General features: G+C 70.8%; 27 protein-coding genes, 1 tRNA gene and 1 pseudogene. 17 read left to right on the top strand and 12 right to left on the bottom strand.

From position 1 onward, the window contains the following. The first annotated feature begins 30 nt into the window (after nucleotides 1–30). The gene (locus tag QSK32_RS08125; protein ID WP_157410982.1) at nucleotides 31–207 is read left to right on the top strand and encodes a hypothetical protein; all 177 of its coding nucleotides are present in this window, start codon (nucleotides 31–33) and stop codon (nucleotides 205–207) included. Here QSK32_RS08125 and QSK32_RS08120 read toward each other — a convergent pair. Next, nucleotides 194–571 carry an Asp23/Gls24 family envelope stress response protein gene (locus QSK32_RS08120; RefSeq protein WP_045742367.1) on the bottom strand — a complete coding sequence of 126 codons (378 nt, stop codon included), beginning with the start codon at nucleotides 569–571 and terminating at the stop codon, nucleotides 194–196. The two genes, QSK32_RS08125 and QSK32_RS08120, sit on opposite strands and share 14 nt — an antisense overlap. A gap of 240 nt (nucleotides 572–811) precedes the next feature. Between QSK32_RS08120 and QSK32_RS08115 the strand changes: the two genes are divergently transcribed. The 4 genes from QSK32_RS08115 to QSK32_RS08100 all read left to right on the top strand — a co-directional run bounded on the left by QSK32_RS08115 (nucleotide 812) and on the right by QSK32_RS08100 (nucleotide 3,276). Next, on the top strand, nucleotides 812–1,246 hold the full coding sequence (locus QSK32_RS08115) for an S-adenosylmethionine decarboxylase family protein (protein WP_083448993.1): 435 nt from the start codon (nucleotides 812–814) through the stop codon (nucleotides 1,244–1,246). Nucleotides 1,247–1,266: 20 nt separating this feature from the next. Next, the gene (bcp, locus tag QSK32_RS08110) at nucleotides 1,267–1,743 is read left to right on the top strand and encodes a thioredoxin-dependent thiol peroxidase (protein WP_045742270.1); all 477 of its coding nucleotides are present in this window, start codon (nucleotides 1,267–1,269) and stop codon (nucleotides 1,741–1,743) included. A gap of 421 nt (nucleotides 1,744–2,164) precedes the next feature. After that, nucleotides 2,165–2,251: transfer RNA gene (locus tag QSK32_RS08105), tRNA-Leu, on the top strand. A gap of 215 nt (nucleotides 2,252–2,466) precedes the next feature. Further along, nucleotides 2,467–3,276: a universal stress protein gene (locus QSK32_RS08100; RefSeq protein WP_285471559.1), complete on the top strand. Its 810-nt coding sequence runs from the start codon at nucleotides 2,467–2,469 to the stop codon at nucleotides 3,274–3,276. Here the strand turns inward: QSK32_RS08100 and QSK32_RS08095 are convergent. Beyond that, the gene (locus QSK32_RS08095; protein ID WP_045746429.1) at nucleotides 3,273–3,584 is read right to left on the bottom strand and encodes an antibiotic biosynthesis monooxygenase family protein; all 312 of its coding nucleotides are present in this window, start codon (nucleotides 3,582–3,584) and stop codon (nucleotides 3,273–3,275) included. The genes QSK32_RS08100 and QSK32_RS08095 overlap by 4 nt on opposite strands. Before the next feature lie 84 nt (nucleotides 3,585–3,668). Between QSK32_RS08095 and QSK32_RS08090 the strand changes: the two genes are divergently transcribed. From QSK32_RS08090 to QSK32_RS08050, 9 genes are all read left to right on the top strand, one after another. After that, nucleotides 3,669–4,484 (top strand): MOSC domain-containing protein, encoded by an 816-nt coding sequence (locus tag QSK32_RS08090; protein WP_285471558.1) that lies wholly within the window; start codon nucleotides 3,669–3,671, stop codon nucleotides 4,482–4,484. Between the two features lie 95 nt (nucleotides 4,485–4,579). After that, complete coding sequence (locus tag QSK32_RS08085; RefSeq protein ID WP_285471557.1) at nucleotides 4,580–5,551, top strand: expansin EXLX1 family cellulose-binding protein; 972 nt, start codon at nucleotides 4,580–4,582, stop codon at nucleotides 5,549–5,551. A gap of 282 nt (nucleotides 5,552–5,833) precedes the next feature. After that, nucleotides 5,834–6,679, top strand: coding sequence for a MurR/RpiR family transcriptional regulator (locus tag QSK32_RS08080; RefSeq protein WP_045746433.1), 846 nt, complete (start codon nucleotides 5,834–5,836; stop codon nucleotides 6,677–6,679). Between the two features lie 27 nt (nucleotides 6,680–6,706). Further along, the gene (gene hutU, locus QSK32_RS08075) at nucleotides 6,707–8,338 is read left to right on the top strand and encodes a urocanate hydratase (RefSeq protein ID WP_285471556.1); all 1,632 of its coding nucleotides are present in this window, start codon (nucleotides 6,707–6,709) and stop codon (nucleotides 8,336–8,338) included. Then, the gene (locus QSK32_RS08070; RefSeq protein WP_045746435.1) at nucleotides 8,335–9,489 is read left to right on the top strand and encodes an allantoate amidohydrolase; all 1,155 of its coding nucleotides are present in this window, start codon (nucleotides 8,335–8,337) and stop codon (nucleotides 9,487–9,489) included. Before hutU ends, QSK32_RS08070 begins: the two co-directional genes overlap by 4 nt. Then, nucleotides 9,486–10,784 (top strand): formimidoylglutamate deiminase, encoded by a 1,299-nt coding sequence (locus QSK32_RS08065; protein ID WP_285471555.1) that lies wholly within the window; start codon nucleotides 9,486–9,488, stop codon nucleotides 10,782–10,784. Before QSK32_RS08070 ends, QSK32_RS08065 begins: the two co-directional genes overlap by 4 nt. After that, nucleotides 10,781–11,920 (top strand): imidazolonepropionase, encoded by a 1,140-nt coding sequence (gene hutI / locus QSK32_RS08060; RefSeq protein ID WP_285471554.1) that lies wholly within the window; start codon nucleotides 10,781–10,783, stop codon nucleotides 11,918–11,920. The genes QSK32_RS08065 and hutI overlap by 4 nt, the downstream gene beginning before the upstream one ends. Further along, the gene (hutH, locus tag QSK32_RS08055) at nucleotides 11,917–13,452 is read left to right on the top strand and encodes a histidine ammonia-lyase (RefSeq protein WP_285471553.1); all 1,536 of its coding nucleotides are present in this window, start codon (nucleotides 11,917–11,919) and stop codon (nucleotides 13,450–13,452) included. The genes hutI and hutH overlap by 4 nt, the downstream gene beginning before the upstream one ends. Nucleotides 13,453–13,593: 141 nt before the next feature. Then, nucleotides 13,594–14,226, top strand: coding sequence for a hypothetical protein (locus tag QSK32_RS08050; protein WP_285471552.1), 633 nt, complete (start codon nucleotides 13,594–13,596; stop codon nucleotides 14,224–14,226). 1,008 nt (nucleotides 14,227–15,234) lie between these two features. Here the strand turns inward: QSK32_RS08050 and rdgB are convergent. The 4 genes from rdgB to QSK32_RS08030 all read right to left on the bottom strand — a co-directional run bounded on the left by rdgB (nucleotide 15,235) and on the right by QSK32_RS08030 (nucleotide 18,622). Next, complete coding sequence (gene rdgB / locus QSK32_RS08045; protein ID WP_045748256.1) at nucleotides 15,235–15,849, bottom strand: RdgB/HAM1 family non-canonical purine NTP pyrophosphatase; 615 nt, start codon at nucleotides 15,847–15,849, stop codon at nucleotides 15,235–15,237. Next, entirely contained in the window at nucleotides 15,846–16,574 is a 729-nt protein-coding gene (gene rph / locus QSK32_RS08040; protein WP_045748257.1) for a ribonuclease PH, read from the bottom strand. Before rph ends, rdgB begins: the two co-directional genes overlap by 4 nt. 10 nt (nucleotides 16,575–16,584) lie before the next feature. Next, complete coding sequence (locus QSK32_RS08035; protein ID WP_045748258.1) at nucleotides 16,585–17,808, bottom strand: glycosyltransferase; 1,224 nt, start codon at nucleotides 17,806–17,808, stop codon at nucleotides 16,585–16,587. Between the two features lie 67 nt (nucleotides 17,809–17,875). After that, complete coding sequence (locus QSK32_RS08030; RefSeq protein WP_285471551.1) at nucleotides 17,876–18,622, bottom strand: MBL fold metallo-hydrolase; 747 nt, start codon at nucleotides 18,620–18,622, stop codon at nucleotides 17,876–17,878. Between the two features lie 248 nt (nucleotides 18,623–18,870). On the opposite strand from QSK32_RS08030, the gene QSK32_RS08025 reads away from it, so the two are divergent. Beyond that, a complete protein-coding gene (locus QSK32_RS08025; RefSeq protein WP_245674366.1) occupies nucleotides 18,871–19,200 on the top strand; it encodes a hypothetical protein in 330 nt (109 codons plus the stop codon). On the opposite strand, the gene QSK32_RS08020 is transcribed toward QSK32_RS08025, so the two are convergent. From QSK32_RS08020 to clpS, 5 genes and pseudogenes are all read right to left on the bottom strand, one after another. Further along, nucleotides 19,197–20,162 (bottom strand): PLP-dependent cysteine synthase family protein, encoded by a 966-nt coding sequence (locus QSK32_RS08020; RefSeq protein WP_045748260.1) that lies wholly within the window; start codon nucleotides 20,160–20,162, stop codon nucleotides 19,197–19,199. The two genes, QSK32_RS08025 and QSK32_RS08020, sit on opposite strands and share 4 nt — an antisense overlap. Nucleotides 20,163–20,167: 5 nt before the next feature. Further along, the gene (locus tag QSK32_RS08015) at nucleotides 20,168–20,482 is read right to left on the bottom strand and encodes a MoaD/ThiS family protein (RefSeq protein WP_045748261.1); all 315 of its coding nucleotides are present in this window, start codon (nucleotides 20,480–20,482) and stop codon (nucleotides 20,168–20,170) included. 55 nt (nucleotides 20,483–20,537) lie between these two features. After that, nucleotides 20,538–21,034: pseudogene (locus QSK32_RS08010) on the bottom strand (M67 family metallopeptidase). A 61-nt stretch (nucleotides 21,035–21,095) separates the two neighbouring features. Next, nucleotides 21,096–21,596: a DUF2017 domain-containing protein gene (locus tag QSK32_RS08005; protein WP_045748262.1), complete on the bottom strand. Its 501-nt coding sequence runs from the start codon at nucleotides 21,594–21,596 to the stop codon at nucleotides 21,096–21,098. Between the two features lie 19 nt (nucleotides 21,597–21,615). Further along, entirely contained in the window at nucleotides 21,616–21,906 is a 291-nt protein-coding gene (gene clpS, locus QSK32_RS08000; protein ID WP_045748263.1) for an ATP-dependent Clp protease adapter ClpS, read from the bottom strand. Nucleotides 21,907–21,999: 93 nt separating this feature from the next. On the opposite strand from clpS, the gene QSK32_RS07995 reads away from it, so the two are divergent. Together QSK32_RS07995 and QSK32_RS07990 are read left to right on the top strand one after the other, a co-directional pair. After that, nucleotides 22,000–23,283: a nicotinate phosphoribosyltransferase gene (locus QSK32_RS07995; protein WP_285471550.1), complete on the top strand. Its 1,284-nt coding sequence runs from the start codon at nucleotides 22,000–22,002 to the stop codon at nucleotides 23,281–23,283. Nucleotides 23,284–23,292: 9 nt separating this feature from the next. Then, on the top strand, nucleotides 23,293–23,871 hold the full coding sequence (locus tag QSK32_RS07990; protein ID WP_045748264.1) for an isochorismatase family protein: 579 nt from the start codon (nucleotides 23,293–23,295) through the stop codon (nucleotides 23,869–23,871). Between the two features lie 225 nt (nucleotides 23,872–24,096). On the opposite strand, the gene QSK32_RS07985 is transcribed toward QSK32_RS07990, so the two are convergent. Next, complete coding sequence (locus tag QSK32_RS07985; RefSeq protein WP_157411607.1) at nucleotides 24,097–25,392, bottom strand: MFS transporter; 1,296 nt, start codon at nucleotides 25,390–25,392, stop codon at nucleotides 24,097–24,099. Between the last annotated feature and the right edge of the window lie 132 nt (nucleotides 25,393–25,524).

The following is a 25,524-nucleotide window of genomic DNA, read 5'->3' as shown; positions in this document are numbered from 1 at the left end:
GCGTCCACGGTGGGCACGTCCGGGTCGGCTTTGGGAGGACGACGCTTCTCCTTTCACCACTTCGCCCACGACGCGGCCGGTGGGCGCCTGCACCTGAAAGGTGTGCAGGCGGTGATCGCCTCGTTCGCCCGGGACAGTCTGCCCACGTTGCGTTCGGTCTTCCCCACCTGCCACCTCGACGGGCCGGCGGAGCTCACACGCCGCTGATGTCGTCGACCTTCACGTGGACGGCCAGGACGTTCAGGCCGTAGCCGGTCAGCGCCTCGGTGACCTTGGTCTGGACCTCGGCGGTGACCTCGGCGACGACGCGGCCGGCCTCCAGGACCAGGACGACGTCGACGGTGACGTCGGCGCCCTCGACGCGGGCGGCGACGCCGCGGCTGCCGTCGCCGACGGAGTCCAGGCCGACCTTGTCGAGCATGGTGTTGAAGAAGCGGGCCACGTCGCCGCCGAGGTCGGCGACGCCGGGCACCGACCGGGCGGCCGCGACGGCGATCTTCTCGACGACCTCGTTGGCGACGGTGGTGGTGTCGCCGACCACGGGTTCGCCGGTGGTTCCGGTGTCGCTCATGTGCTTGATCTCCACTCTCGATTCCTGATCCGGGAGCGTACCGCCCCTCCCCCGCTGTGGGGAGGCTACGACTCCGCGCGCAGAACACGCTGCGAAGGCGTGCCATTTCCGTCTCCGTACGGCCGGAAAAGGAACGGAAAAACGGTGGGGAATAGTCGTGGAAACGGATTCCACAGGGGCCTCAGAATTGGCACACAGCACCCTTGACCGCGTGCCGTCACTTGTCAGTAACGTACGGTCATGGCCATTGCTGACGATCATTACGGCGACGAACTGACCCTCCGGCTCTCCGGCATCACCGACATCTCGCTGCTCGACGACGACGAGGCGCTCACCACGTTCCTGCGCGACCTGGTCGCCCGGATCGGCATGACCGTCATCGCCGGCCCCCTGGTCGCCACCGAGACCGGGCCGCCGGAGAAGGCCGGCAAATCCGCGGTGGTGATCCTCGCCGAATCGCACGCGGCCATTCACACCTATCCGCATCTCCGGGAGATCTTCGCGAACATCTTCTCCTGCAAACCGTTCCGCGAGTCCGACGTCGTCGACGAGTTCCACCGTCTCGTCGGCGACTTCGTCACCACCGAACGCACCCTGACCCGCCGCGGCGAGGAATGGCCCCGTGACATGGCCGGAGCCCGGCGCCTCTGGAGCACCCGCCGGATCGCCGCCTGACCCGCACTATCGTCGGTCCCATGACTGAGAACGTGCGCCTGGCCGCCGGCGACGCCGCACCCGATTTCACGCTCCCCACCGACAACGGTGACAGCCTCGCCCTCAAGGACCTGCGCGGTCGCAAGGTCGTCCTGTACGCCTACCCCGCCGCGATGACCCCGGGCTGCACCAAGCAGGCCTGCGACTTCCGCGACAACCTGGCCTCGCTCCAGGCCGCCGGGTACGAGGTGGTCGGCATCTCCCCCGACAAGCCCGCCAAGCTCGCCAAGTTCCGCGAGAACGACGCCATCACGTTCCCGCTGGTCAGCGACGAGGACAAGAGCACCCTCACGGCGTACGGGGCGTTCGGCGAGAAGTCGCTCTACGGCAAGACGGTGACCGGCGTCATCCGCTCCACCTTCGTCATCGACGAGAACGGTGTGATCGAGCACGCCCTCTACAACGTCAAGGCCACCGGCCACGTGGCCAAACTGCGCCGCGACCTCGGTCTGGACTGATCCGGGGCGAAAAGTCCGTCGAAAGCCGCAAGTCCGGGCAGGCCCCGCCGATGGGGAGTGCAATCGCCCTCGCCGGGCTCCCCCTGAGCCTCGGCGGGGGCGAGCCGACCCCGGCGAGGGGGCGGGTTCGCCCCCACCGAGGGGCGAGCCGCCCCCGACGGGGACGAACCGACTCCCCGTGGGTACGTACCAGGTGCGGCCCCGGTGAGGTCGGGCCCGGAACTCACGGCGGTCGTCATGCGGTACCCAACCCGCAAGGCGGCCGCCGTGCACGCTTCCGCGGCTCCCGGAACGGCGCCGAGGGCACCCGCGAGGCGCCGGGTTGCAGGGGAGACGGGCGAGAACGGTGGTAACCGAGGCGCCACGGGGACGGGCGACCGATTAGACTCTCCCCAACGCTGTGCCGTGACGGGCAGCACGGGCGGGAGTGGCGTAACCGGCAGCCGCGCGGGTTTTAGGTGCCCGTGCCCGAAAGGGCGTAGGGGTTCGAGTCCCCTCTTCCGCACCAGACGTGTTCTCAGGCCCGTTCTCACGATCGGGCCTGAGGTGTATCAGGGGGCAGCCAGGCGAGCCGTTCTCGGCCCCGCCGATCGAAACCCGAGTCGTTTTTGGACATCGACACCGGTGAACGGTGTGATGGGCGTCGAACCCGATGACACCGGGGCGCGCGCCCGGGCCCCGGCGTGACAGGATCGATGATCCGAGCACCCGGAGGTGACCCCCATGACCTCTCCCGTGATCGTCGGCATCGACGGATCCCCCCGCAGCCTCGACGCCGTCGTCGTCGCCGCCGGCGAAGCCGCCCGGCGCGGCGGTCCACTACGGATCGTCCGCGCCGACGTCTGGTCCACCGTGCAGATCGGCGGTCCCGGCGGTGTCGCCCGCCCGTCGACGTCCGTCCTCGCCGAGCAGGCCGAGGAGGAGCTCGTCCTCGCCGAACGGGCCGCCCGCGCCGCCGTGCCGGCCCTGCGGGTCACCACCGAACTGGTCGCCGGTTCCCCCGCCCAGGTGCTGCTGGCCGCAGCCCGGGACGCCGCCCGGGACCCGGTCCGCGACGACGCCCTGATCGTCCTCGGCGACCGCGGCATGGGCGCCATCGCCGGGCTCCTCGCCGGATCCGTCGTCATCCAGGTCGTCACCGACGCGACCTGCCCGGTGCTGGTGGTCCGCGGTGAGACCCGCGACACCGGTCCGGTCGTGGCCGGCGTCGACGGCTCCCCGCACTCCGCCGCCACCGTCGCCTTCGCCGCCGAACAGGCCCGGCTGCGCGGCGCCGAGCTCGTCACCGTGCACGCCGGTTCCGGTGCCCTCGACGACCCCACGGCCGGGCCCGGCCGGCACGAGACCGTCCCCGGACCGGCCCGCCGGGTGCTCACCGAACGGTCCCGCGAGGCCCAGCTGATCGTGGTCGGCAGCCGGGGCCGCGGCGGCTTCGCCGGGCTGATGCTCGGCTCGGTCAGCCAGCACCTCGTGCACCACGCCGCCTGCCCGGTGGCGGTGGTCCGCACGCCCCGCGACCCCGACGAGGGCTAACCCAGGTCGCGGGCGACCTCGTGGTGTGTCACGGTGACCTCCCGGCCCAGCAGGAAACCGTCGTCGTCCGGGAAGAACACCGCCCGCCCGACGTCGTCGCCGGCGAACCCGCGGACCGCCTCCAGCGACCTCCACCAGCTGATCGTGGTCACCTCGCTGCGGCCGTCACCCAGGTCCCGGGTCCACATCTGCGCGCCCAGATTCCCCGGCGTCCCCCGGTACGCCGCGAGACCGGTCCGCTCGATGTACGCCACATAGTCACCGGCGCGTTCCGTCGCCACCCAGCCCCGCCATACCCGTGCAATCATCCGACCAGATTAGATCGAGCAATCCGAATGTCACCGGAGGCGGTGTCCCGGCGCCCGCCACGGCCGTTGTGCGAACCTGGGGAAATGCGGATCACGGCGCTTCACACGTACCCCGTCAAAGGTTGTCATCGCCTGGACCACGACGAGGCCCGCGTCGAACCGCACGGGCTCGCCGGCGACCGCCGTTGGATGGTCGTCGACGCCGACGGTGTCGGCATCACCCAGCGCGACACCGCCCGCCTCACCCAGCTCACCGCCCGGCCCCGGCCCGGTGGCCTCCAGCTGTCCGCACCGGGACTCCCCGGCCTGGATCTGGACGAGCCCGCCGACGGCCTCAAGATCGCCGTGCGCGTCTTCAAGAGCAAGACCCCGGTCCCGGCCCGGGTCGCCGAGAGCGAGTGGATCAGCGACTTCCTGGGCCGCGACGCCCGCCTCGTCTGGCAGTCCGACCCCACCACCCGTGCCGTCGACACCGACTTCGGCGAGCCCGGCGACCGGGTCAGCCTCGCCGACGGGTACCCCGTGCTGCTCGGCAACACCGCGTCGCTCGACGCCCTCAACGGCTGGCTGGCCGAGGCGGGCGACGCTCCCGTCCCGATGCACCGGTTCCGCCCCAACATCGAGGTCAGCGACGCGCCCGCGTGGGCTGAGGACGCGTGGCTCGGCAGCCGGATCCGCATCGGTGACGTCACGTTCCGGGTGGCGAAACCCTGCGACCGCTGCCGTGTCACCACCATCGACCAGGAGACCGGCGAGACCGGACGGCAGCCTCTCAAGATCCTGGGGAAGCACCGGCGATCCGGCAACGGCCTGATGTTCGCCGTGAACATCATCCCCGACCTCGCCGCCGGCGAAATCGCGCTCGTCCGGGTCGGCGATTCCCTGACCGTTCTGGACTAGCCCATTCGGGGCCACTTATACCTATCGAGGTAACTGTCTTACGAAAGCCTTAGGAAATTTGCCGATACCGGTGGCACCGAGCAGTATCCCTGATCGTGAGTGCTCATCGACGCCCGTTCCCCGCCCGATGGCTCGCCGCCGGCGGAGCCGCCGTTCTCGCCGGAATCATCGGCGTCGCCATGCTGCTGCAGACCGGAGGGTCGGCCTGCGCCGCACCCCCGAGCACCACCACCAAATCCGGGAAGGCCACCTTCTACGACCTGGCCGGCAGCTCCGGAAACTGCTCGTTCGAAACGCCCGCCGACGACCTCTACGTCGCCCTCGGCCCGGCCGAGTACTCCGAGGGCGCGGCCTGCGGCAGCTATCTCGACGTCAGCGGCCCCAAGGGCAAGGTCCGCGTCAAGGTGTTCGACTCCTGCCCCGAATGCCCGGCCGGCCACATCGACCTGAGCCGCACCGCCTTCAAGAAGATCGGCGCCGAGATCGACGGCATCATCGCCGTCAAGTACAAGCTGGTCAGCAACCCGTCGGTGCCGTCCGGCATGACCGTGCGGATCAAGGAGGGCGCGTCGAACTTCTGGTTCGCAGCCCGTATCGACAACCACGGCAACCTGCTGAAGTCGGTCAAGGTGGCGGGCGCGAACGGCGTCTTCAAGAGCACCTACCGCACCGATTACAACTACTGGCTGATCGACGCCGGGGCGGGCGCGGGCCCGTACAAGCTCAAGGTCACCGACGTGAACGGCAACACGGCGACCCTGTCCGGCATCAAGATGAGCCCGGGTTCGATCCAGAAGACCAGCGTCCGCCTGACCGGTGGGAGTTCGTCCGGTTCGGCCACCTCGTCCGGCTCGTCGTCCACCGGATCCGTGGCCAAGGCGTCCTCCCCGGCCGCGAAGTCGGCGAAGCCGGCGACTCCGTCCAGCCCGGCGGCCTCCTCCGCCGCGGCGGCATCGTCCGCGGCGGCCGCGCCGGTCCCGCCCGCGTCGATCGCCCCCAGCCTCGACGAGGCCGCTCCGGTCACCGACACCCCGGTCAACCTGACGGCGGGCGAGTCCCGCTGCTGATCTGACGTTGTTCCTCTGCCTCTTCTGGTACGCGTGACAAAGGCCGGCGTGTGAACGCCGGCCTTTTCGTGTCCACGGGGAGGTCGCGTCAGCTGTTGGTGTGCAGCCGCTGCACCGATCCGGTGGTCCGGTGCAGATCTCCTGAGCCCAGTTGCGGGTGACGTTGAGCTTGCAGGACGAATTCCGAACGAATCCGAACGGGGCTTGCCGCCGGTGTCACCGGCTCGTTGCTCCGGGTGAAGGGTCTAGCTCTCTGAAATCTTTTATGCATAAGCTGTTTGCGTGAATGACGGAGTGGTCAAGACCGCTGGACGGGTACTCGACCTCTTCCAGGGCGCACGCCTCACGCCGACCCAGCGGCGGATCGCGCACTGCCTGGTGGAGCATGCCGAGAAGGCCGCCTACCTGTCCGCCGCCGAGGTCGCCGAGCTGGCCGGGGTGAGCCAGCCGTCGGTGACCCGGTTCGCGATGGCGCTCGGCTACTCCGGCTACCCGGCGCTGCGCCGGGAGTTGCGCGCGCTGGCCGGCGCCGGCCCCGGCGAGACCACCGAGCAGAACGCGATGCAGCGCGCGGTGCACGCCGAGACCGAGCACCTGCGGCGCCTGGCCGACCAGCTGCTCGACCTGGACAGCGTCCAGACCGCGGCCTCGCTGCTCGCCGGCAGCCCGGTGCTGCCGGTGCTCGGCCTGCGGGCGGCGGCGCCCCTGGCGGCGTACTTCGGGTATTTCGCGGCCAAGGTCTTCCCGGACGTGCGGGTGCTCGACGACGGCGGCACCGGCCTGCTGGACCGGCTGGATCAGGCCCGCGCGGCCGGAGCCGGTGCCATGCTGGCGATCGTGCTCCCCCGCTACCCGCGTGAGTCGGTGGAGGCCGTCCGGGAGGCGAAGGCGGCCGGCCTGGCGGTGGTCGCGATCACCGACTCGGCGGTGAGCCCGGTGGCCGAGTCCGCCGACGTGACGCTTCCCGCCGCGGTCGGCACCCAGCTCGTCTTCGACCTGCACACCGGGCCGATGGCGATGGCGATGGTGCTGCTGCAGGCGATGTGCGACGCCGCACCCGACCTGGCGCAGCAGCGTCTGGAGCAGTTCGAGGCCACGGCCGCACGTCGGCACGTCTTCATGGCTTGAGTGACACCAGCAAGGGGAGGAAGAGTCATGCCGGAGATCCGGGCGCCCAGAGGTACGGCGTACACCGCGCAGGGATGGCCGCAGGAGGCCGCCAAGCGCATGCTGATGAACAACCTCGACCCGGACGTGGCCGAGCGACCGGACGACCTGGTGGTGTACGGCGGGACCGGCCGCGCCGCCCGGAACTGGCCGTCCTATCACGCGATCATCCGTGAGCTGGACGAGCTCAAGGGCGACGAGACGCTGCTGGTGCAGTCCGGCAAGCCGGTCGGTGTGCTGCGCACCCACGAGTGGGCTCCGCGGGTGCTGATCGCCAACTCGAACCTGGTCGGCGACTGGGCGACCTGGCCGGAGTTCCGCCGGCTGGAGCACCTGGGACTGACCATGTACGGCCAGATGACCGCCGGCTCGTGGATCTACATCGGCACCCAGGGCATCCTGCAGGGCACGTACGAGACGTTCGCCGCCGTGGCCGCCAAGAAGCACGGCGGCGACCTGGCCGGCACGTTGACGCTGACCGGCGGCTGCGGCGGCATGGGCGGCGCGCAGCCCCTCGCGGTCACCATGAACGGCGGCGTCTGCCTGGTCGTCGACGTGGACCGCACCCGCCTGCAGCGCCGGGTCGACACCCGCTACCTGGACGTCGTCGCCGACAGCCTCGACGAGGCGGTGCAGATCGCCCTGAAGGCCAAGAAGGAACGGCGCGCACTCAGCGTCGGCGTGGTGGGCAACGCCGCTCTCGTCTTCCCCGAGCTGCTGCTCAAGAACGTCGAGATCGACATCGTCACGGACCAGACCAGCGCGCACGACCCGCTGAGCTACCTGCCGGTCGGCGTGGAGCTGGAGGACGCGGCCGAGTACGCCCGGACCAAACCGGAGGAGTTCACCGACCGGTCCCGGGCGAGCATGGCGAAGCAGGTCGCCGCGATGGTCGGCTTCCAGGACGCGGGCGCCGAGGTGTTCGACTACGGCAACTCGATCCGCGGCGAGGCCAAGCTGGCCGGCTACAAGCGTGCGTTCGACTTCCCGGGGTTCGTCCCGGCGTACATCCGGCCGCTGTTCGCCGAGGGCAAGGGCCCGTTCCGCTGGGCGGCGCTCTCCGGTGACCCGGCTGACATCGCGGCCACCGACCGGGCGGTGCTGGAGCTGTTCCCGGACAACGACCCGCTGGCCCGGTGGATCCGGATGGCCGGCGAGAAGGTCGCCTTCCAGGGCCTGCCGTCGCGGATCTGCTGGCTGGGCTACGGCGAGCGGGACAAGGCCGGTGTCCGGTTCAACGACATGGTCGCGCGGGGCGAGGTCAGCGCGCCGCTGGTGATCGGCCGTGACCACCTGGACGCGGGGTCGGTGGCGTCGCCGTACCGCGAGACCGAGGCGATGCTCGACGGCTCGGACGCGATCGCCGACTGGCCGCTGCTGAACGCCCTGGTCAACACGGCGTCCGGGGCGAGCTGGGTGTCCATCCACCACGGTGGTGGCGTCGGCATCGGCCGCAGCATCCACGCCGGTCAGGTCTGCGTCGCCGACGGCACCGCGCTGGCCGGCCAGAAGATCGAGCGGGTGCTCACCAACGACCCGGCGATGGGCGTGCTGCGGCACGTCGACGCGGGCTACGAGTCGCAGGCGGCGCCCGGCGTGCACATCCCGATGACCCGATGAGCGACTTCACCGAACTCTGGGCGGAGATCGCGCCGGTCGGCCGGGCGGAGAGCGGCGGTTACCTGCGGTACGCGCTGACACCCCCCGAGTTGACGCTGCGCGACTGGTTCCGCACGCAGGCCGCGCGAAGAGACATGCGGGTCACCGACGACGGCAACGGGAACCTGTTCGCGTGGCGGGGCGAACCGTGGGCGCCGGGGACGGTGCTGACCGGTTCACACTTCGACTCGGTGCCGCACGGCGGGGGCTACGACGGTCCGCTCGGCATCGTCAGCGCGTTTCTCGCCGCCGACAAGATTGATAAATCTCGAAAAATAGGGATCGCTGCGTTCGTCGAAGAGGAGGGCGGCCGCTTCGGTGTCCCCTGCCTCGGATCACGGCTGCTCACCGGCGCGATCACACCGGAGAAGGCGGCGAGCCTGCGTGACCGCGACGGGATCACCTTCGGCGAAGCCCTGGGTGGCACACCGAGGGGACACGACCCGCGGATCGCGAACGTCGCGGCCCTCGTCGAACTGCACATCGAGCAGGGCCGGGCCCTGACCGTGCCGGTCGGTGTGGCCAGCGCGATCTGGCCGCACGGGCGCTGGCGGATGGACTTCGCCGGCGTCGGCGACCACGCCGGCACCACCCTGATGGCCGACCGGCACGACCCGATGCTGACCTTCGCGTTCACCGTGCTCGCGGCGAACAAGGAGGCCCGGCTCTCCGGGGCGCACGCCACCGTGGGTCGGGTACAGGTCGAACCGAACGCCACCAACGCCATCCCGTCGCTGGTCCGGGGCTGGCTGGACGCCCGGGCCGCGGACACCGCCACCCTGGAACGGCTGGTCGACGAGGTGGTCCGGAAGGCTACCGAGCGGGCCGGGCGGGACGGCACCGCGCTGGCCGTGACGCCGGAGTCGGTGTCCGGCGAGGTGGCGTTCGACGAGGCGCTGGCGAAACGGCTGTCGGACCTGCTCGACGGGGCGCCGATCCTGCCGACCGGGGCCGGGCACGACGCCGGGGTGCTGTCCGCGCACATCCCGACGGCGATGCTGTTCGTCCGCAATCCGACCGGGGTGTCGCATTCACCGGCCGAGCACGCGTCCGACGAGGACTGCGAGGCGGGGATCGAGGCGCTGGCGACGGTCCTGGAGGAACTGGGGTGACGGTCTTCCACGCGACTCTCGCCGTGATGAACGGCAAGATCCAAAGAAATGTCCGAATAAAAGAAGAAGCCGGACTGATCACCGAGGTCACCCCGGACACTCCGGTCGAGGGCCATCCCCTCAACGGCCTCGTCCTGCCCGGCTTCGCCAACGCGCACTCGCACGCCTTCCACCGGGCGCTGCGCGGGCGTACCCACGGCGACCGCGGCACGTTCTGGACCTGGCGCGAACTGATGTACAAGGTCGCCGGCCGACTCGACCCGGACAGCTACTTCGCCCTGGCCACCGCGGTCTACGGCGAGATGGCACTGGCCGGGATCACCGCCGTCGGCGAGTTCCACTACCTGCACCACGGGCCGGACGGGACACCGTACGCCGACCCGAACGCGATGGGGAACGCGCTGATCGCCGCAGCCCGCGAGGCCGGCATCCGGATCACCCTGCTCGACACGGTCTACCTGACCTCGAGTGTGGACGGCAAACCCCTGGAAGGCGTGCAGCGGCGATTCGGCGACGGCGACTACGACGGCTGGCACCGGCGGTTCGACCAGCTGCGCGACGACGACGGCGTGCGGATCGGCGCGGCCCTGCACTCGGTACGGGCCGCCCCGGTGGACGGCATGTCCGCCTTCGCCCAGCGGACCGACGGGCTGCCGGTGCACGTCCACCTCTCCGAACAGCCGGCCGAGAACGAGGCGTGCCAGGCCGTGCACGGCTGCTCCCCCACCGAACTGCTGGACGGCGCGGGCTTCTGGCGGCCGATGACCACCGCGGTGCACGCCACCCACCTGTCCGACACTGACATCACGACCCTCGGCGGCGGGTTCGTCTGCCTCTGCCCGACGACCGAACGGGACCTCGCCGACGGCATCGGGCCGGGCCGGGCCCTGGCCGGCGCGGGCGCCCGGCTCACCCTCGGCAGCGACAGCCATGCGGTGATCGACATGTTCGAGGAGGCGCGCGGCACCGAACTCGACGAACGGCTGGCGACCCGGCAACGCGGCCACTTCAGCGCGTCCGAACTGCTCACCGCGGCGACCGCCGACGGGCAGGCGTCACTCGGCTGGGCCGACGCCGGAGAGATCGCCGTCGGCCGGCGGGCCGACCTGGTCGCGGTCGCCCTGGACAGCGTCCGCACCGCCGGGACCGACCCCGGCGGGATCCTCTTCGCGGCCACCGCGGCCGACGTCACCGACGTGATCGTGGACGGACGGCCGGTGGTCACCGGCGGCCGGCACCGGACGATCGACGTGCCCGCCGCCCTGCACAACGCGATCACGGAGGTCCTGTCGTGAGTCTGGTGATCACCGACATCGGCGAGCTGTTCACCGGCGACGAGATCCGCACCGGCGCCGCGGTGGCGATCGACGGCGACCGGATCGTCTGGGTCGGCGACACCGCCGGCGCGCCCACCGCCGACCAGCGGATCGACGCCGGGGGCGCCGCGGTCCTACCCGGATTCGTGGACAGCCACGCCCACCTGATGTTCGCCGGGGACCGGGCGGCCGAATTCGGGGCGCGGATGGCGGGAGCGGCATACACCGGCGGCGGCATCCGGACCACGGTCGCCGCCACCCGCTCCGCGAGCGACGACGACCTCCGCGACAACGCGCGGCGCCTGATCGGTGAGGCCCTCCGGCAGGGCACCACCACCATCGAGATCAAATCGGGGTACGGGCTGAACGTCGCCGACGAGGCCCGGTCGTTGCGCATCGCCGCCACCCTGACACCGGAGACCACCTTCCTCGGGGCGCACGTGGTGCCCGCCGAATACCGGGACCGGCCGGACGACTACGTGAGCCTGGTCTGCGGGCCGATGCTCGACGCCGTCGCACCGTACGCGAAATGGGTGGATGTCTTCTGTGAGCGGGGCGCCTTCGACGCCGACCAGACCCGCGCGATCATCACCGCCGGACAGGCCCGGGGACTCGGCGCCCGGCTGCACGGCAACCAGCTCGGACCCGGCCCGGGCGTCCGGCTGGCCGTCGAACTCGGCGCGGCCAGCGTGGACCACTGCACCCACCTCGACGACGCCGACGTGGACGCACTCGCCTCGTCGGAGACCGTGGCCACCCTGCTGCCCGGCGCCGAATTCTCCACCCGGTCGCCGTACCCGGACGGGCGGCGCCTGCTGGACGCGGGCATCACCGTCGCCCTGGCCACCGACTGCAACCCCGGATCGTCGTACACCTCCTCGATGCCGTTCTGCATCGCGCTCGCCGTACGCGAAATGCACCTGACCCCGACCGAAGCGGTGGCCGCGGCAACCGCCGGTGCCGCCGCCGCCCTGCGCCGCCCCGACCTCGGCCGGATCACCCCCGGGGCCCGCGCCGACCTGATCGTGCTCGACGCCCCCTCCCACCTGCACCTGGCCTACCGGCCCGGTGTCCCCCTCGTTCGCACCGTCGTGCACAACGGAGTGCTCCAGTGACCGTCATCGTCCAGCCCACCGGCGTCACCCCCGCCGATGTGATCGCCGTCGCCCGCGACAACGCCCGCGTCGAGATCTCCCCCGCCGCCCTCGACGCCATGGCCACCAGCCGCGCCATCGTGGACGGCATCGAAGCGTCCGGCAAACCCGTCTACGGCGTCTCCACCGGCTTCGGCGCGCTCGCCAACACCTCGATCGCCCCGGAACGCCGCGCCGAACTGCAACACGCCCTGATCCGCTCACACGCGGCCGGGATCGGCGCACCGATGCCCCGCGAAGTGGTCCGGGCCATGATGCTGCTGCGGGTCCGGTCGCTCGCCCTGGGCCGCTCCGGAGTCCGGCCGATCCTCGCCCAAGGCCTCGTCGACCTGCTCAACCACGACATCACCCCGTGGGTGCCGGAACACGGCTCGCTCGGCGCATCCGGTGACCTGGCACCGCTCGCCCACTGCGCCATCGTGCTGCTCGGCGAAGGAACGGTCCTCGGCAAGGACGGCACCCGCACCTCCGGCGCCGAAGCCCTGCACAGCGCCGGCCTGCAACCCCTGGAACTGGCCGCCAAAGAGGGCCTGGCCCTGATCAACGGCACCGACGGCATGCTCGGCATGCTGCTGCTCGCCATCGCCGACGCCGGCCACCTGTTCGCGATGGCCGACGTGACCGCGGCCCTGGCCATCGAGGCGATGCTCGGCTCGGAACGGCCCTTCCTGCCGGAACTGCACAGCATCCGCCCCCACCCGGGCCAGACCGCGTCCGCGGCGAACATCCACCGGCTCCTGCAGAACTCCAGGATCATGGACTCGCACCGGGACGACCTGGCACACGCGGTGCAGGACGCGTACTCGATGCGCTGCGCCCCGCAGGTGGCCGGCGCGGCCCGCGACACCCTCGACTTCGTCCGCCAGGTCGCCGGCCGCGAACTCGTCTCCGTCGTCGACAACCCGGTGGTCCTGCCGGACGGCCGCGTCGAATCCACCGGCAACTTCCACGGGGCACCCCTCGGATTCGCCGCCGACTACCTGGCGATCGCCGCCGCCGAAGTGGGCGCCATCGCCGAACGCCGCGTCGACCGGCTCCTCGACGTGACCCGCTCCCGCAACCTGCCGCCGTTCCTCACCCCGGACGCCGGCGTCAACTCCGGCCTGATGATCGCCCAGTACACGGCGGCCGGCATCGTCGCGGAGAACCGCCGCCTCGCCGCGCCGGCCTCGGTCGACTCGCTGCCGACCAGCGGCATGCAGGAAGACCATGTGTCGATGGGCTGGGCGGCGACGAAAAAGCTCCGCACCGTCCTGGACAACCTGACCAGCCTGCTCGCGGTGGAACTCCTGTCCGCTGTTCGTGGCATCCAGCTACGGGCGCCGCTGCAGCCGTCGCCGGCGGGACAGGCCGCGGTGGCGGCGGTGGAGCCGTTCGCGGGAGTGCCGGGGCCGGACCTCTATCTGGCGCCGGTTCTGGAACAGACCCGGGAGGTGGTCGCGGGGGCGGCTCTGCGGGGCGCGATCGAGGACGCGGTCGGTCCGCTTCGCTGAAAACCCTTTCCGGGGTACGCGTCTTCCGGGGTACGCGTCTTCCGGGGTACGCGTTTGTCCGGCCGGGCCCTTCCGGTCAGGGGCATCCGGCCGGGTGGGCAGGCAGTAGCGTATGCCCCCGTATCGATACGGGGAGACCGCATGCACGACACCTTCCACCTGGCCGGACGCCGGGTGATCACTTTCGGAACGACCTTCATCGTCCTCGGCGTGCTGGCCAGCGTGCTCGGCTACGCCGCGATGGTGGCCCTGCGCGAACCGCAGTCACCAACCGGGCCGAACATCCCGGCCATCGCCGCGGCGGTGGCGGCCTTCCTCGGACTGGCCGTCCTGTTCTGCGTGGTCGGCCTGTTCATCTCGGTGATCGTCTGGTTGGTGAACGCCCACCGGCTGCGGGCCGCCGGACCGGGGCTCGCCGGATACGCGATCCTGGTGGCCGGCGTCGCGCTGATGGTGACGTCGTACCTGGTACCCGACCGTCTGACGCCCCTGGAAGCCGCAATGGCAGCCGAGATGGTCCTGCGGTTCGGCGGGATCGGAGCGCTGATCGGCGCGGTGACACTCAGCCGTTCCGCGGTGCTCTCCGCAGCCACCTCGACGGCTCACCCGGCGGCGGGGGCCTCGGCGCCTCATCCGGCGGCGGAGGCCTCGGCGCCTCATCCGGTCGCGGGGGCCTCGGCGCCGCTTCCGGTCGCGGCCGAGGACTGGGGCGGCGGCTGGGACCCGGACGTCCAGGCCGAGATCGACCGTCGACGCCCCCACAGCCAGCCCTGATTCAGCCGCCGCCCCGGGTCGCCCTCGGCTCACAGACGAACCATGCGCGACGGCTCAACCCAACCCAGCCGTCGCCTACGGTCGCCCACAGCCCACAAACCGACCATGAACGACGGCTCGACCCAACCCAGCCGTCACCCACGGTCGCCCACAGCCCACAAACCGACCATGAACGACGGCCCGACTGACCGAGCCGTCGCCAACAGCTGCCCAGAAGACGAAAGTCAGCCACCAGCAACGGCTCAGGAGCACCCAGCCGTCGCACACGGTCAAATCCGGCCCGCGGACGGACCACGGTTGACGGCCGAGCCGCCTGAGCCGCCGACCACGGCTGTTCCAGAGACATGACCCAGCCGCCAACGACGGCCCGGAACTCCCCAGCCGTCAGCGACGGCTCCCGGTCGCCAGCCGTCGCCCAGGGCTGCCACCCGACGGAAAGTCAACCGTGGACGACGGCTGGCTCGGCCCGGCCGTCGGTCAAGGCTGTCACCCGGCCAGAAATCAACCACAGACGACGGCTGGCCCAACCCAGCCGTCGGTCAAGGCTGTCACCCGACCAGAAATCAACCACAGACGACGGCTGGCTCGGCTCGGCCGTCGACCAGGGCTGGTTACCGGTGTCGGTCAGGGCTGGTTACCGGCGGGCGGTTTCAAGGCGTCGGGCCGGGGCGGTGCACGAGACGTGCGGGGCCGGGCTGGGACACGCGACATATGGGGCCGGCGTGGACACGGGCGTGGGCCCCAGAAGAAGAACAGCGGGACCTGTTGGCCGGACGCGAATGCGGGACCTGCGGGACCGCGTGGAGACGGGGCGTGGCTGCAGGGCGGGACGCGTGGGGCGTCGGGACGCGTGGGGCGTCAGGTGGGCAGCTCAGCCCGGCAGCGGCGGCACAGGCGGGACGGCGCAGGGAGGCCGCTTCGCAGCCACGGGAGGTGTGGTTCGGCGGGAGCGGCCGGTTACGCGTACCAGAGAAGGGGCGTGACCGGCTGCTCCCGCCGCAACCGACGTCAGCGGGGCAGTTCCTTGGCGATGACCTTGGCCAATTCGCGGAAGGCCTTGCCGCGGTGGCTGATCGCGTCCTTCTCGGCCGGGCTGAGCTCGGCGTTGGTGCGGTCCTGGCCGTCGCCGATGAAGATCGGGTCGTAGCCGAAGCCGCCCTCGCCGCGCGGGGAGCGCAGCAGGCGGCCGGTCTGGCGGCCCTCGACGAGGTGTTCGCGGCCGTTCGGCAGGACCAGGGCGGCGGCGCAGACGAAGGCTCCGCCGCGCTGCTCGTCGGTGACGTCGGAGATCTGTGCCAGGACCAGGTCGAGGTTGGCTTTGTCGTCGCCGTGGCCGCCGGACCAGCGGGCGCTGAAGACGCCGGGCATGCCGTTGAGGGCGTTGACCGCGATGCCGGAGTCGTCGGCGACCGTGGGCAGGCCGGTGCGTTTCGCGCCCTCGCGGGCCTTGATCAGCGCGTTCTCGCCGAAGGTGAGGCCGGTCTCGGGGACGTCCGGGTAGCCGGGGAAGTCGCCCAGGCCGGCCAGCTCGACCTGCTGGAGGCCGAGCGCCGCGTCGAGGATCCGCTGCAGCTCGGCCAGCTTCTTCTGGTTGCCGGTCGCCAGCAGGAGACGAGCGCTCATGCGGCCAGCGCCTTCTGCTGTGCGGCCGCGAGCTCGGCGCACCCGAGGATGCCCAGGTCGAGCATCGCGTCGAGCTGGGCGCGTTTGAAGACGCCGTTCTCGCCGGTGCCCTGCACCTCGACGAAGTCGCCCTCGCCGGTGCAGACGATGTTCATGTCGACCTCGGCGGCGACGTCCTCGACGTAGTTGAGGTCGAGGCGCGGCTCGCCGTCGATGATGCCGACGCTGATCGCCTGGATCGAGGTGTGCAGCACCTTGTCGACCTTGCCGGCGAGCGACTTGCGGTCGGCCAGCCAGGTGACGGCGTCGTGCAGGGCGACGTAGGCGCCGGTGATGGCCGCGGTGCGGGTGCCACCGTCGGCCTGCAGCACGTCGCAGTCGAGCACGATCGAGTTCTCCCCGAGCGCCTTCAGGTCGATGCAGGCCCGCAGGCTGCGCCCGATCAGGCGGGAGATCTCCTGGGTGCGGCCGCCGACCTTGCCCTTGACGCTCTCGCGGTCACCACGCGTGTTGGTCGCGCGCGGGAGCATCGCGTATTCCGCGGTGACCCAGCCGAGGCCGGACCCCTTGCGCCAGCGGGGCACCCCCTCGGTGACGCTGGCCGTGCAGAGCACACGGGTGTTGCCGAACTCCACCAGCACCGATCCCTCGGGGTGGATGCTCCATTGCCGGGTCAGGGTCACCGGTCGCAGCTGGTCGGCCGCTCGGCCGTCGGGTCGCGCCATACCCCCAACCCTATGCGTAACGTGCCGCCCCGGCTTCGTCCGCCCCGGGCTTGCGACTCTGCGGCGTGGCGGAACGCATCATCGGCACCGCTGGGCGCAGCAGTGCCGACTGTGCCGGGGCCGTCGCCGGGTCCGGGACGGCCTGGTGCGCCTCCAGGAATCCCTGGACGGCCTTGGACCATCCGAAGTTCTCCGCGCGGGCCCGGGCGGCGGCCCGGCGTTCCGCCTCGGGGCGTTCCATCAGGCGGCTCACCGCGTCGGCGATGGCGTCCGCCGTGCCGGGCACCGCGATGCCGGCGTCGCCGACCACCTCGGGCAGGGCGCTCTGCTCGTTGACGACGACCGGGGTGCCGCAGGCCAGCGCCTCCAGGGCGGCCAGGCCGAACGTCTCCACCGGGCCGGGGGCGATCGCCACGTCCGCGCTGGCGAGCAGGGCGGACACGGTGGTGCGGTCGGAGATGTGCCCGGCGAAACGCACCGGCAGGCGGGCCGCACGGTACGCCAGAGCCGTCCGCCGGGTCCCGTCGCCGGCCATCACCAGCACCGCCGGGACCTTGCCGTTGCGCAGGGCGGCGACCGCGTCGACGGCGAGTTCGGGCCGTTTCGCCGCGGACAGCCGGCTGCAGTAGACCATCAGCAGCTCGTCGGGGCGGGCGTACCGGGCGCGGACGGCGGCATCCATCTTGGTGGGGTGGAACAGTTTGAGGTCGACGCCGAGCGGCACCTCGACCAGGTTCGGCACGTCGATGCGGCGGAACTCCTCGGCGGCGAACGCGGTGGTGCAGACGATCGTGTCGAACGCCGCGGCGGTGCGCCGGTTGAAACGGTCGGCGAGCGCGTCGCGTTTCGGCATGCCCCAGACGCCGAGCAGGCCGGCCAGGCTCTCGTGGGAGACCATCATCGAACGCACGCCGCGCTGCCGGGCCCAGTTGCCGGTCCAGCGCAGGGTGGTGCGGTCGGAGACCTCGATCCGGTCCGGTTCCAGACTGTCCAGCAGCTTCGCCAGCTCACGCCGGCCGGCCAGCACGCGGTATCCGCCGGTGCGGGGCAGCGGCGCGCTGGGCAGGGTGATGACCCGCCCCTGCTTCGTCATCTTGTCCGAATACCGACGGCCGGGAACGATCAGGACAGGCTCATGCCCGGCCCGCAGATAGCCGCGTCCGAGTTGCCGCAGCGCGGTACGCAGGCCACCGGTGTGGACCGTGACGAAGTTGGCCAGGCGAACGATGCGCAATGCGACAACTCCAAGATCACGACACGTGGTGCATCGGTGCTAGCGCCGATCTCGCCCCGTCACCGGCTCAGAGATCGTATCTGGCCCCCGGCCGGACGACTTCGACCGGTCCCGCGTACGCCGCGGTGGCTGCCTCCACAATAGAAGCCTCACTCGCCCAGGCCGGAACGAGATGGGTCAGCAGCAGCCGTCCCACGTCCGCCTTGGTGGCCGCCTCGCCCGCCTCGCCGCCGGTCAGGTGCAGGTCCGGGGGGTTCTGCACGCCGTCGAGGTAACTTGCCTCACAGAGGAACAGGTCGGCGCCGGCGGCCAGCCGCAGCAACGCCTCGCAAGGGGCCGTATCCGAGGAGTAGGCGAGAACCCGGCCGTCGTGCTCGATCCGGACGCCGTACGTCTCGACCGGATGGTTGACCCGGTCGACGGTGACCGTCAACGGCCCGATCGGGAACGTGCCGGGCTGCAGACCGTAGAAGGTGTAGACGTCGTCGACCGGTTCGGCCTCGGTGCTGTAGGCCGCGGCGATCCGCTCGGCCGCGCCCAGGGGTGCGTAGACCGGCAGGGCGGGCAGCGGGCCGGCCGGGTCGTAGCGCCGGACCACGACGTAGGTGCACGCGTCCAGCATGTGGTCGCAGTGCAGGTGAGTGAGAAGGATGGCGTCGATGCCCCGCATGTCCGAGTAGCGTTGCAGCGCGGACAACGATCCGGAGCCGAAGTCGATCAGGAGCCGGAAACCCTCCGCTTCCACGAGGTAGGCCGAACACGCCGACTCGGGGCCGGGGAAACTGCCGGCACAACCGAGAACGGTTAGTCGCATGCGGGTCCCTCTGGCTCACACTGGGTCGTCCACTGGTTTGTCCACGGCCCCGCCGACCGGTCCGTGCCGGGACTGTCAGACCAGTCAGTCACGGAGCGAAGCGTACGCCGCGGCCAGTGTCTCGCGTTAACAACTGATCGATTTGTCGCTAAATCGACAACGCACATCACAGACGCCGTGACCTCGGTCATCACCTTTGCACCGTCACGGCAGGTATTGCATCCGCGTTGCTCAGGGTGAGGACTTCGATGGTCATCGGAGGAGGCTACGTGACGGCGGCCGAACACGCCCGCACTACCCGGACCGACGCTCCGGAAAACGTGAAACCGGTTTTCCGCTTCCCCACCCCGGACGACCCGCCGCCCGGCACGGGCCGGATTCTCGCCATGGCGCTCTACGGCGCGGTGCTGGGAGTCGCCGGCATCGTGGTGGTCGCGCGCGGCGGGCCGCCGATGCTCGTCCTCGCCGGCACGGCGCCGCTGGCCGCCGCGTTCCTGGCGCTGCACCGGCGGTGGCTGCCGTGGCTCCTGATGGCCGCGGCAGCCCCGCCTCTGATCGGTGCGTTACTGCTGCTCTAGGCCCACAGCTGGCCTTCGAGAGCCTCTTCCGCGTCGTTGAGCGTGCCTCCGTACGCCCCGGTGGAGAGGTATTTCCAGCCACCGTCGGCGATCACGAACGCGACGTCGGCCCGTTTGCCGTTGCGGACCGCCTCGTGCGCGACGGCGAGCGCGGCGTGCAGGATCGCGCCACTGGAGAAACCGGCGAACAGGCCCTCCACCTCGACCAGCTGCCGGGTCCGCAACACGGCGTCCCGGGTGCCGACCGAGAACCGGCGGTCCAGCACGGTCGCGTCGTACAGCTCGGGGACGTAGCCCTCGTCGATGTTGCGCAGGCCGTAGACCACTTCGCCGTACCGCGGCTCGGCGGCGACGATCTGGATGCCGTCGACCTTCTCCTTGAGGAACCGGCCGGTGCCCATCAGGGTGCCGGTGGTGCCCAGGCCCGCCACGAAGTGCGTGATCGTGGGCAGGTCGTGCAGCAGTTCGGGGCCGGTGGTCTCGAAGTGTGCGCGGGCGTTGGCCTGATTGCCGTACTGGAACAGCATCTTCCAGTCGGGGTGTTCGACGGCGATCTGCTTGGCGGTCGCCACCGCCTGGTTCGAACCGCCGGCGGCCGGCGAGAAGATGATCTCCGCGCCGTACATCCGGAGGATCTGCACGCGCTCGGCCGACACGTTCTCCGGCATCACGCAGACCAGGCGGTAGCCGCGCAGCTTGGCGACCATGGCCAGGGCGATGCCGGTGTTGCCACTGGTCGGCTCGAGGATGGTGTCACCGGGACGCAGGTGACCGGACTCCTCGGCCTCGCGCACCATGAACAGTGCGGCGCGGTCCTTGATGCTGCCGGTCGGATTGCGGTCCTCGAGCTTGGCCCACAGCCGAACCGGCGGTGCCCCCTCGGGCACCGTCGGCGACAGGCGGGGCAGGCCGACGAGCGGCGTGCCCCCGCACGCGTCGAGCAGGCTCTCGAAACGAGCCATCGGGGTTAGCGGCCCAGGAACGCGGCGGCTGCCGCGAAGCCGAGAGCGCCACCGGCGACGGCCGGCAGGATGGTGATCGAGTCGCCGTCCTTGAGCTTCGCGTCGAGCGCGCCCAGGAAGCGGACGTCCTCGTCGTTGACGTAGATGTTCACGAAGCGGTGCAGGCCACCCTCGGCGGTGATCAGCCGGCCCTTGAGGCCGCTGTGCTTGCCGTCCAGGTCGTCGATCAGCGCGGTCAGCGTGTCGCCGGCGCCCTCGACGACCTTCGCGCCGCCGGTGTAGTTGCGCAGGATGGTGGGGATGCGAACTTCGATGGCCATGGTGGGAAAACTCCTCGCAGAAGTCGAACGTGAAAAGGCAGGGCCGGATCCGGTGTCAGCGACAGCGACACTCGTAGAAGACCGACGCCGGGCTCTGCCCGAACATGTACGACTGCACGGCGATGGAAATCACGCCTTCACCGTCGCATCCACGATGTTGACCTCTTCCTCGGCCACCACACCGTCCACGATACGGAACGAGCGGATCTCCTCGGAGTCCGGCTCGCGGGTCGAGACGAGCAGGTAGTGCGCGTTCGGCTCACCGGCGAACGAGATGTCCGTCCGGGACGGGAACGCCTCGGTCGCGGTGTGCGAGTGGTAGATCACCACCGGCTCCTCGTCGAGGTCGTCCATCTCGCGCCAGACCCGCAGCTGCTCCATCGAGTCGAACTCGTAGAACGTCATCGACCGGGCGGCGTTGTCCATCGGGAGGTGCCGCGACGGCACGTCACTGCCGATCGCGCCGGCGACGACACCACACGCCTCGTCGGGGTGATCCCGGCGGGCGTGGGCGACGATCGCGTCCACGATCGTACGGTCGATGGTCAGCACGGCGTTCACATTACCGTGACAGTCGGTCGCGGGATGCGTGGCGGTGCACACACCGGGAGTGCTACTTGATCTCTGGGAGCGCGTTGAGCAGCGACTCCTGGAGATAGCCGAGATAGGCGTAGACCGACAGCTGGAACACCCGGCTGGAACCCGGGTCCTCCAGGACCGCCTGGTCCAGTTCGTCGCTGAGGTCGGTCTCGGCGCCGATGTCGAGACGGGTGCCCATCGCCAGCCGGGCGTCGTTGATCGCCATCAGCCACGCCTCGGCAGCCTCACCGTCCAGCCGGACCTCGCCCTCGCCCTCGTCCGGCAACGCCGCGAGGATCGCGCCCGCCTGATCGATCTTGGCGGTCTTGAGATCACTCTCGGTGTAGAGCCGGAACTCCTGCGAGTCCTCCGGGCTGTCCGGATAGATGTCCGGGAAAAGCCGGGAGACCACCGGATCGGTGTGGTCCATCCCGTCGGTCAACAGACCGACCACCTCGCCGGCGACCTTCTTCAGGACCCGGACCTCGTCATACGCGAATGTGGCGACACAGTGGCCACCGCTGCGTCGGAACATGTTCTCCCCACCCGCCTCGTCAGGACCGGTCCACCGTCGCCCAGAGACCGTATCCGTGCAGTCGGTTGGCGTCCATTTCCATCCGCTCCCGGGCGCCGATGGAGACCACCGCCTTGCCCTTCGTGTGCACGTCCATCATCAGCCTCTCGGCCTTGTCCTTGCTGTAGCCGAAGAGTTTCTGGAAGACCCAGGTCACATACGACATCAGGTTGACCGGATCGTCCCAGACGATGGTCACCCACGGACGGTCCGCTTCCGGTTCTTCCTGGATCTCCGGCGTCTCGACGGGAGCAACCTGAGGCAACGCCATGCCCCCCATGGTGCCACCGGATCCGCGGAACCGGTGAACCGGAGCACCGAACCACCGTTCACCCGTGGTTCCGGGCGCAATAGGGTAGGTGCCGTGGAGAGCACGCCGGCCCTGATGACGGACCATTACGAGCTGACGATGATCAGCGCCGCCCTGAAGGACGGCACCGCGGATCGGCGGTGCGTCTTCGAGGTTTTCACCCGGCGGCTGCCCACCGGGCGACGCTACGGCGTGGTGGCCGGCATCGGTCGCCTGATCGAGGAGATCGCCGCATTCCGCTTCGGCCCGGACGAGATCGACTACCTGCGGTCCGCCGGCGTGGTCGACGAGACCACCGCCACGTGGCTCGCCGGCTACCGGTTCACCGGTGAGGTCGAGGGCTACGCCGAGGGCGAGCTGTTCTTCCCCGGATCACCGATCCTGACCGTTTCCGGCACCTTCGCCGAGTGCGTCGTGCTGGAGACGCTGATCCTGTCGGTGCTCAACCACGACAGCGCCATCGCGGCCGCCGCGGCCCGCATGGTCACCGCCGCCCGCGGCCGGCCGATCATCGAGATGGGCTCCCGGCGCACCCACGAGCACGCCGCGGTCGCCGCCGCCCGGGCCTCCTACCTGGCCGGATTCGCCTCGACGTCGAACCTCGCGGCCGGCCGGGCCTACGGCATCCCGACCACGGGCACCTCGGCACACGCGTTCACCCTGCTGCACGACGACGAGCCGACCGCGTTCGGATCGCAGGTCGCGGCGCTGGGCAAGAACACCACGCTGCTGGTCGACACGTACGACATCAGCCAGGGCATCCGCAACGCCATCGCGGTGGCCGGGCCGGACCTGCGGGCGGTCCGCATCGACTCCGGCGACCTGTCCGTTCTCGCCCAGCAGTCCCGGGAACTCCTCGACTCCCTCGGCGCCACCGAGACAAAGATCATCGTCTCCGGTGACATGGACGAGTACTCGATCGCCACCCTCGCCGCCGAACCGGTCGACATGTACGGCGCCGGCACCGCCGTGGTCACCGGCTCCGGGGCGCCCACCGCCGGGCTGGTCTACAAGCTCGTCGAGGTCGAGGGCCGACCGGTCGTCAAACGCTCGGAGAACAAGGCGACCGTCGGCGGGCGCAAGACCGCGGTCCGGCGGCACAAGCCCACCGGCACCGCGATCGAGGAGATCGTCTTCTCCCAGGGCGTCCCCGACCACCAGGCCAACGACCGGCTGCTGCAGCGCACGTACATCGCCTCCGGCGAGGTCGTCGACATCCCCCGCCTGGCCGAATCCCGCGAACACCTGCGCCAGTGCCTGATCTCCATCCCGTGGGAGGGCCTGAAACTCTCCGCGGGCGATCCCGCCATCCCGGTCGTCATCGTTCCCACCGCCTAGGGGGTTCCCGTGCCACGCGCGCTGATCATCGTCGACGTCCAGAACGACTTCTGCGAGGGCGGTTCCCTGCCCGTCGCCGGGGGCGCCGCCGTCGCCAAGGGCATCTCCCTGGTCCTGGCCAAGGCCGGCGACCGCTGGGACCACGTGGTGGCCACCAAGGACTGGCACATCGACCCGGGCACCCACTTCAGCGACCACCCCGACTTCGTGGACACCTGGCCGGTGCACTGCGTGGTCGGTTCCAGCGGCGCCGACTTCCACCCCGAACTGGTGACCGACCGGATCGAAGAGGTATTCCACAAGGGCGAATACGCGGCGGCGTACTCGGGTTTCGAGGGCCGGAGCGAGTCCGGCGAAACCCTCGCCGCCTGGTTGCAGGCCAGGGGAGTCACCGACGTCGAGGTCGTGGGCATCGCCACCGATCATTGTGTACGCGCTACCGCACTCGACGCGTCGACGGCCGGATTCGCGACCACCGTGGTGCTGGAACTGACCGCAGGGGTGGCGCACACGACGACCGAGGCCGCCCTGGAGCAGTTCAAGGCCGCCGCGATCGCCACCACCGGGGCTCCCGTCCTGGGCGTCTGACGCCGCAGGCCGTTGCTCAAGGCTGCTGCGCAGGCCGGGAGGCAACCCTGAGCGACGGCTGGTCGGGTCACGGCAGGTGACGGCTGCTCCGGACTGTCCGAGCGGGCTGTGACAGCCCCGGACGACGGCCGGGAGGGTGCTCGCCGGGTCAGCCGGCCTCGGCGACGTCAGAGACCGGCTGAGCGGGCCGGATCCAGCCGACCTGATGCCGGCCGGACCGCGGCGTCAGTCGGTCTTGCTGACTGCCGGGGACTGCGGGGTGGGCAGGACCGCCACCGCGGGCTCGCCGGGGAGCGGCTCCGCGAGCAGTGCCTCGGACCGGTCCGCGCTGCGACGGCGCAGTTCGGTGGGGAGGACCACCAGGGCGACCAGGACACCGACCGCGCCGACGGCCACGAAACCCCACTCCGGGCCGATCCGGTCGATGGCCACGCCGGCCAGCGGGCCGCCCATCGCCACGCCGACGGTCAGGGCCGAGTTGTGCAGGCCCATCGCCTCGCCGCGGGCCGAAGCCGGGATCATCCGGCTGATCGCGTCGGAACTGGCCGTGATGGTCGGCGCGCACAGGGCACCCGCCGGGGCGATCAGCAGGGCGAGCAACCACCAGTGGTCCCCGCCGAGGCCGATCGGGATGGTCAGCACCGCCATCGGGACGAACAGGGCCAGGGCGGGCAGGCCGCGCTTCACCGTCCCGTACGCGAAACCGCCCAGCAGGGAGAAGAACGCCCACAGCGACAGCACCAGGCCGGTCCACTCGACCTGACCGGAGTCGCGCAGCACCGCCACCACGGCCACGTCGGTGCCGGAGAGGACCAGCGTGGCGGCCATGGTGACCGCCAGGACGGCGACGAACCGGGGCTTGAGCCAACTGCTGCGTGGCACCCGGCCACCGGCGTCGACCGTCTCCTCGTGGGCGCCCCGGATCGGCGGGTTGAGCAGCCACAGGCCGATGCCGGAGAGCAGGATGCCGGCGGCCAGGCAGAGCATCGCGACGCGGGAACCGGCGGTGGTGGCGATCAGCACGCCGAGGGCCGGACCGGCCATGAAGGACAGCTCGGTGGTCATCGAGTCGAGGGCGAACGCGGGCAGCCGGTGCGACTCGGGCGTGAGGGCCGCGATCGACTGCCGGGCCACCGAGAACGCGGGCAGCGCCAGGAAACCGCCGATCGCCGCCACCGGCAGCAGAGCCCAGTAGGGCAGCGCCTGGGCGACCAGCCAGTAGGCGACCTCGGCGACGGTGGTGAGGACGAGGACCGGGCGCAGGCCGATCCGGTCGATCAGCCGGCCCATCACCGGCGCGCCGAACGAGCCGCCGAGGGTGGCCGACGCGCCGACCAGGCCGGCCGCGGCGTAGTTGTTCGGCAGGAGGTCGGTGACGACGTGCAGGGTGAGCACCACCGCGGCGGCCGCGATCGGCACCCGGGCGAGGGTGGCGACCACCAGCAACGAGCGGATCTTGGGCAGCGAGAGTGTTTCCCGGTAAGGCGTGAGCAACATGACGATCCTGACCTCCCCGCCGATCCTGCCGGAAGGGTGAGACAGAAACCACCGGGTTTGACACAGCTCACGTGCCGCGCCGAAAACGGCCCTGGTGAGCCGGGCGAGAAGGAACAGGAGAGGAGTACGTGGGTGAACAGAAACGGACCGGCCCGC

Source organism: Actinoplanes sp. NBRC 101535 (genome assembly GCF_030269225.1).
GTDB classification, from domain to species: domain Bacteria; phylum Actinomycetota; class Actinomycetes; order Mycobacteriales; family Micromonosporaceae; genus Actinoplanes; species Actinoplanes rectilineatus.
This window is presented reverse-complemented; position numbering and strand designations above follow the sequence as displayed.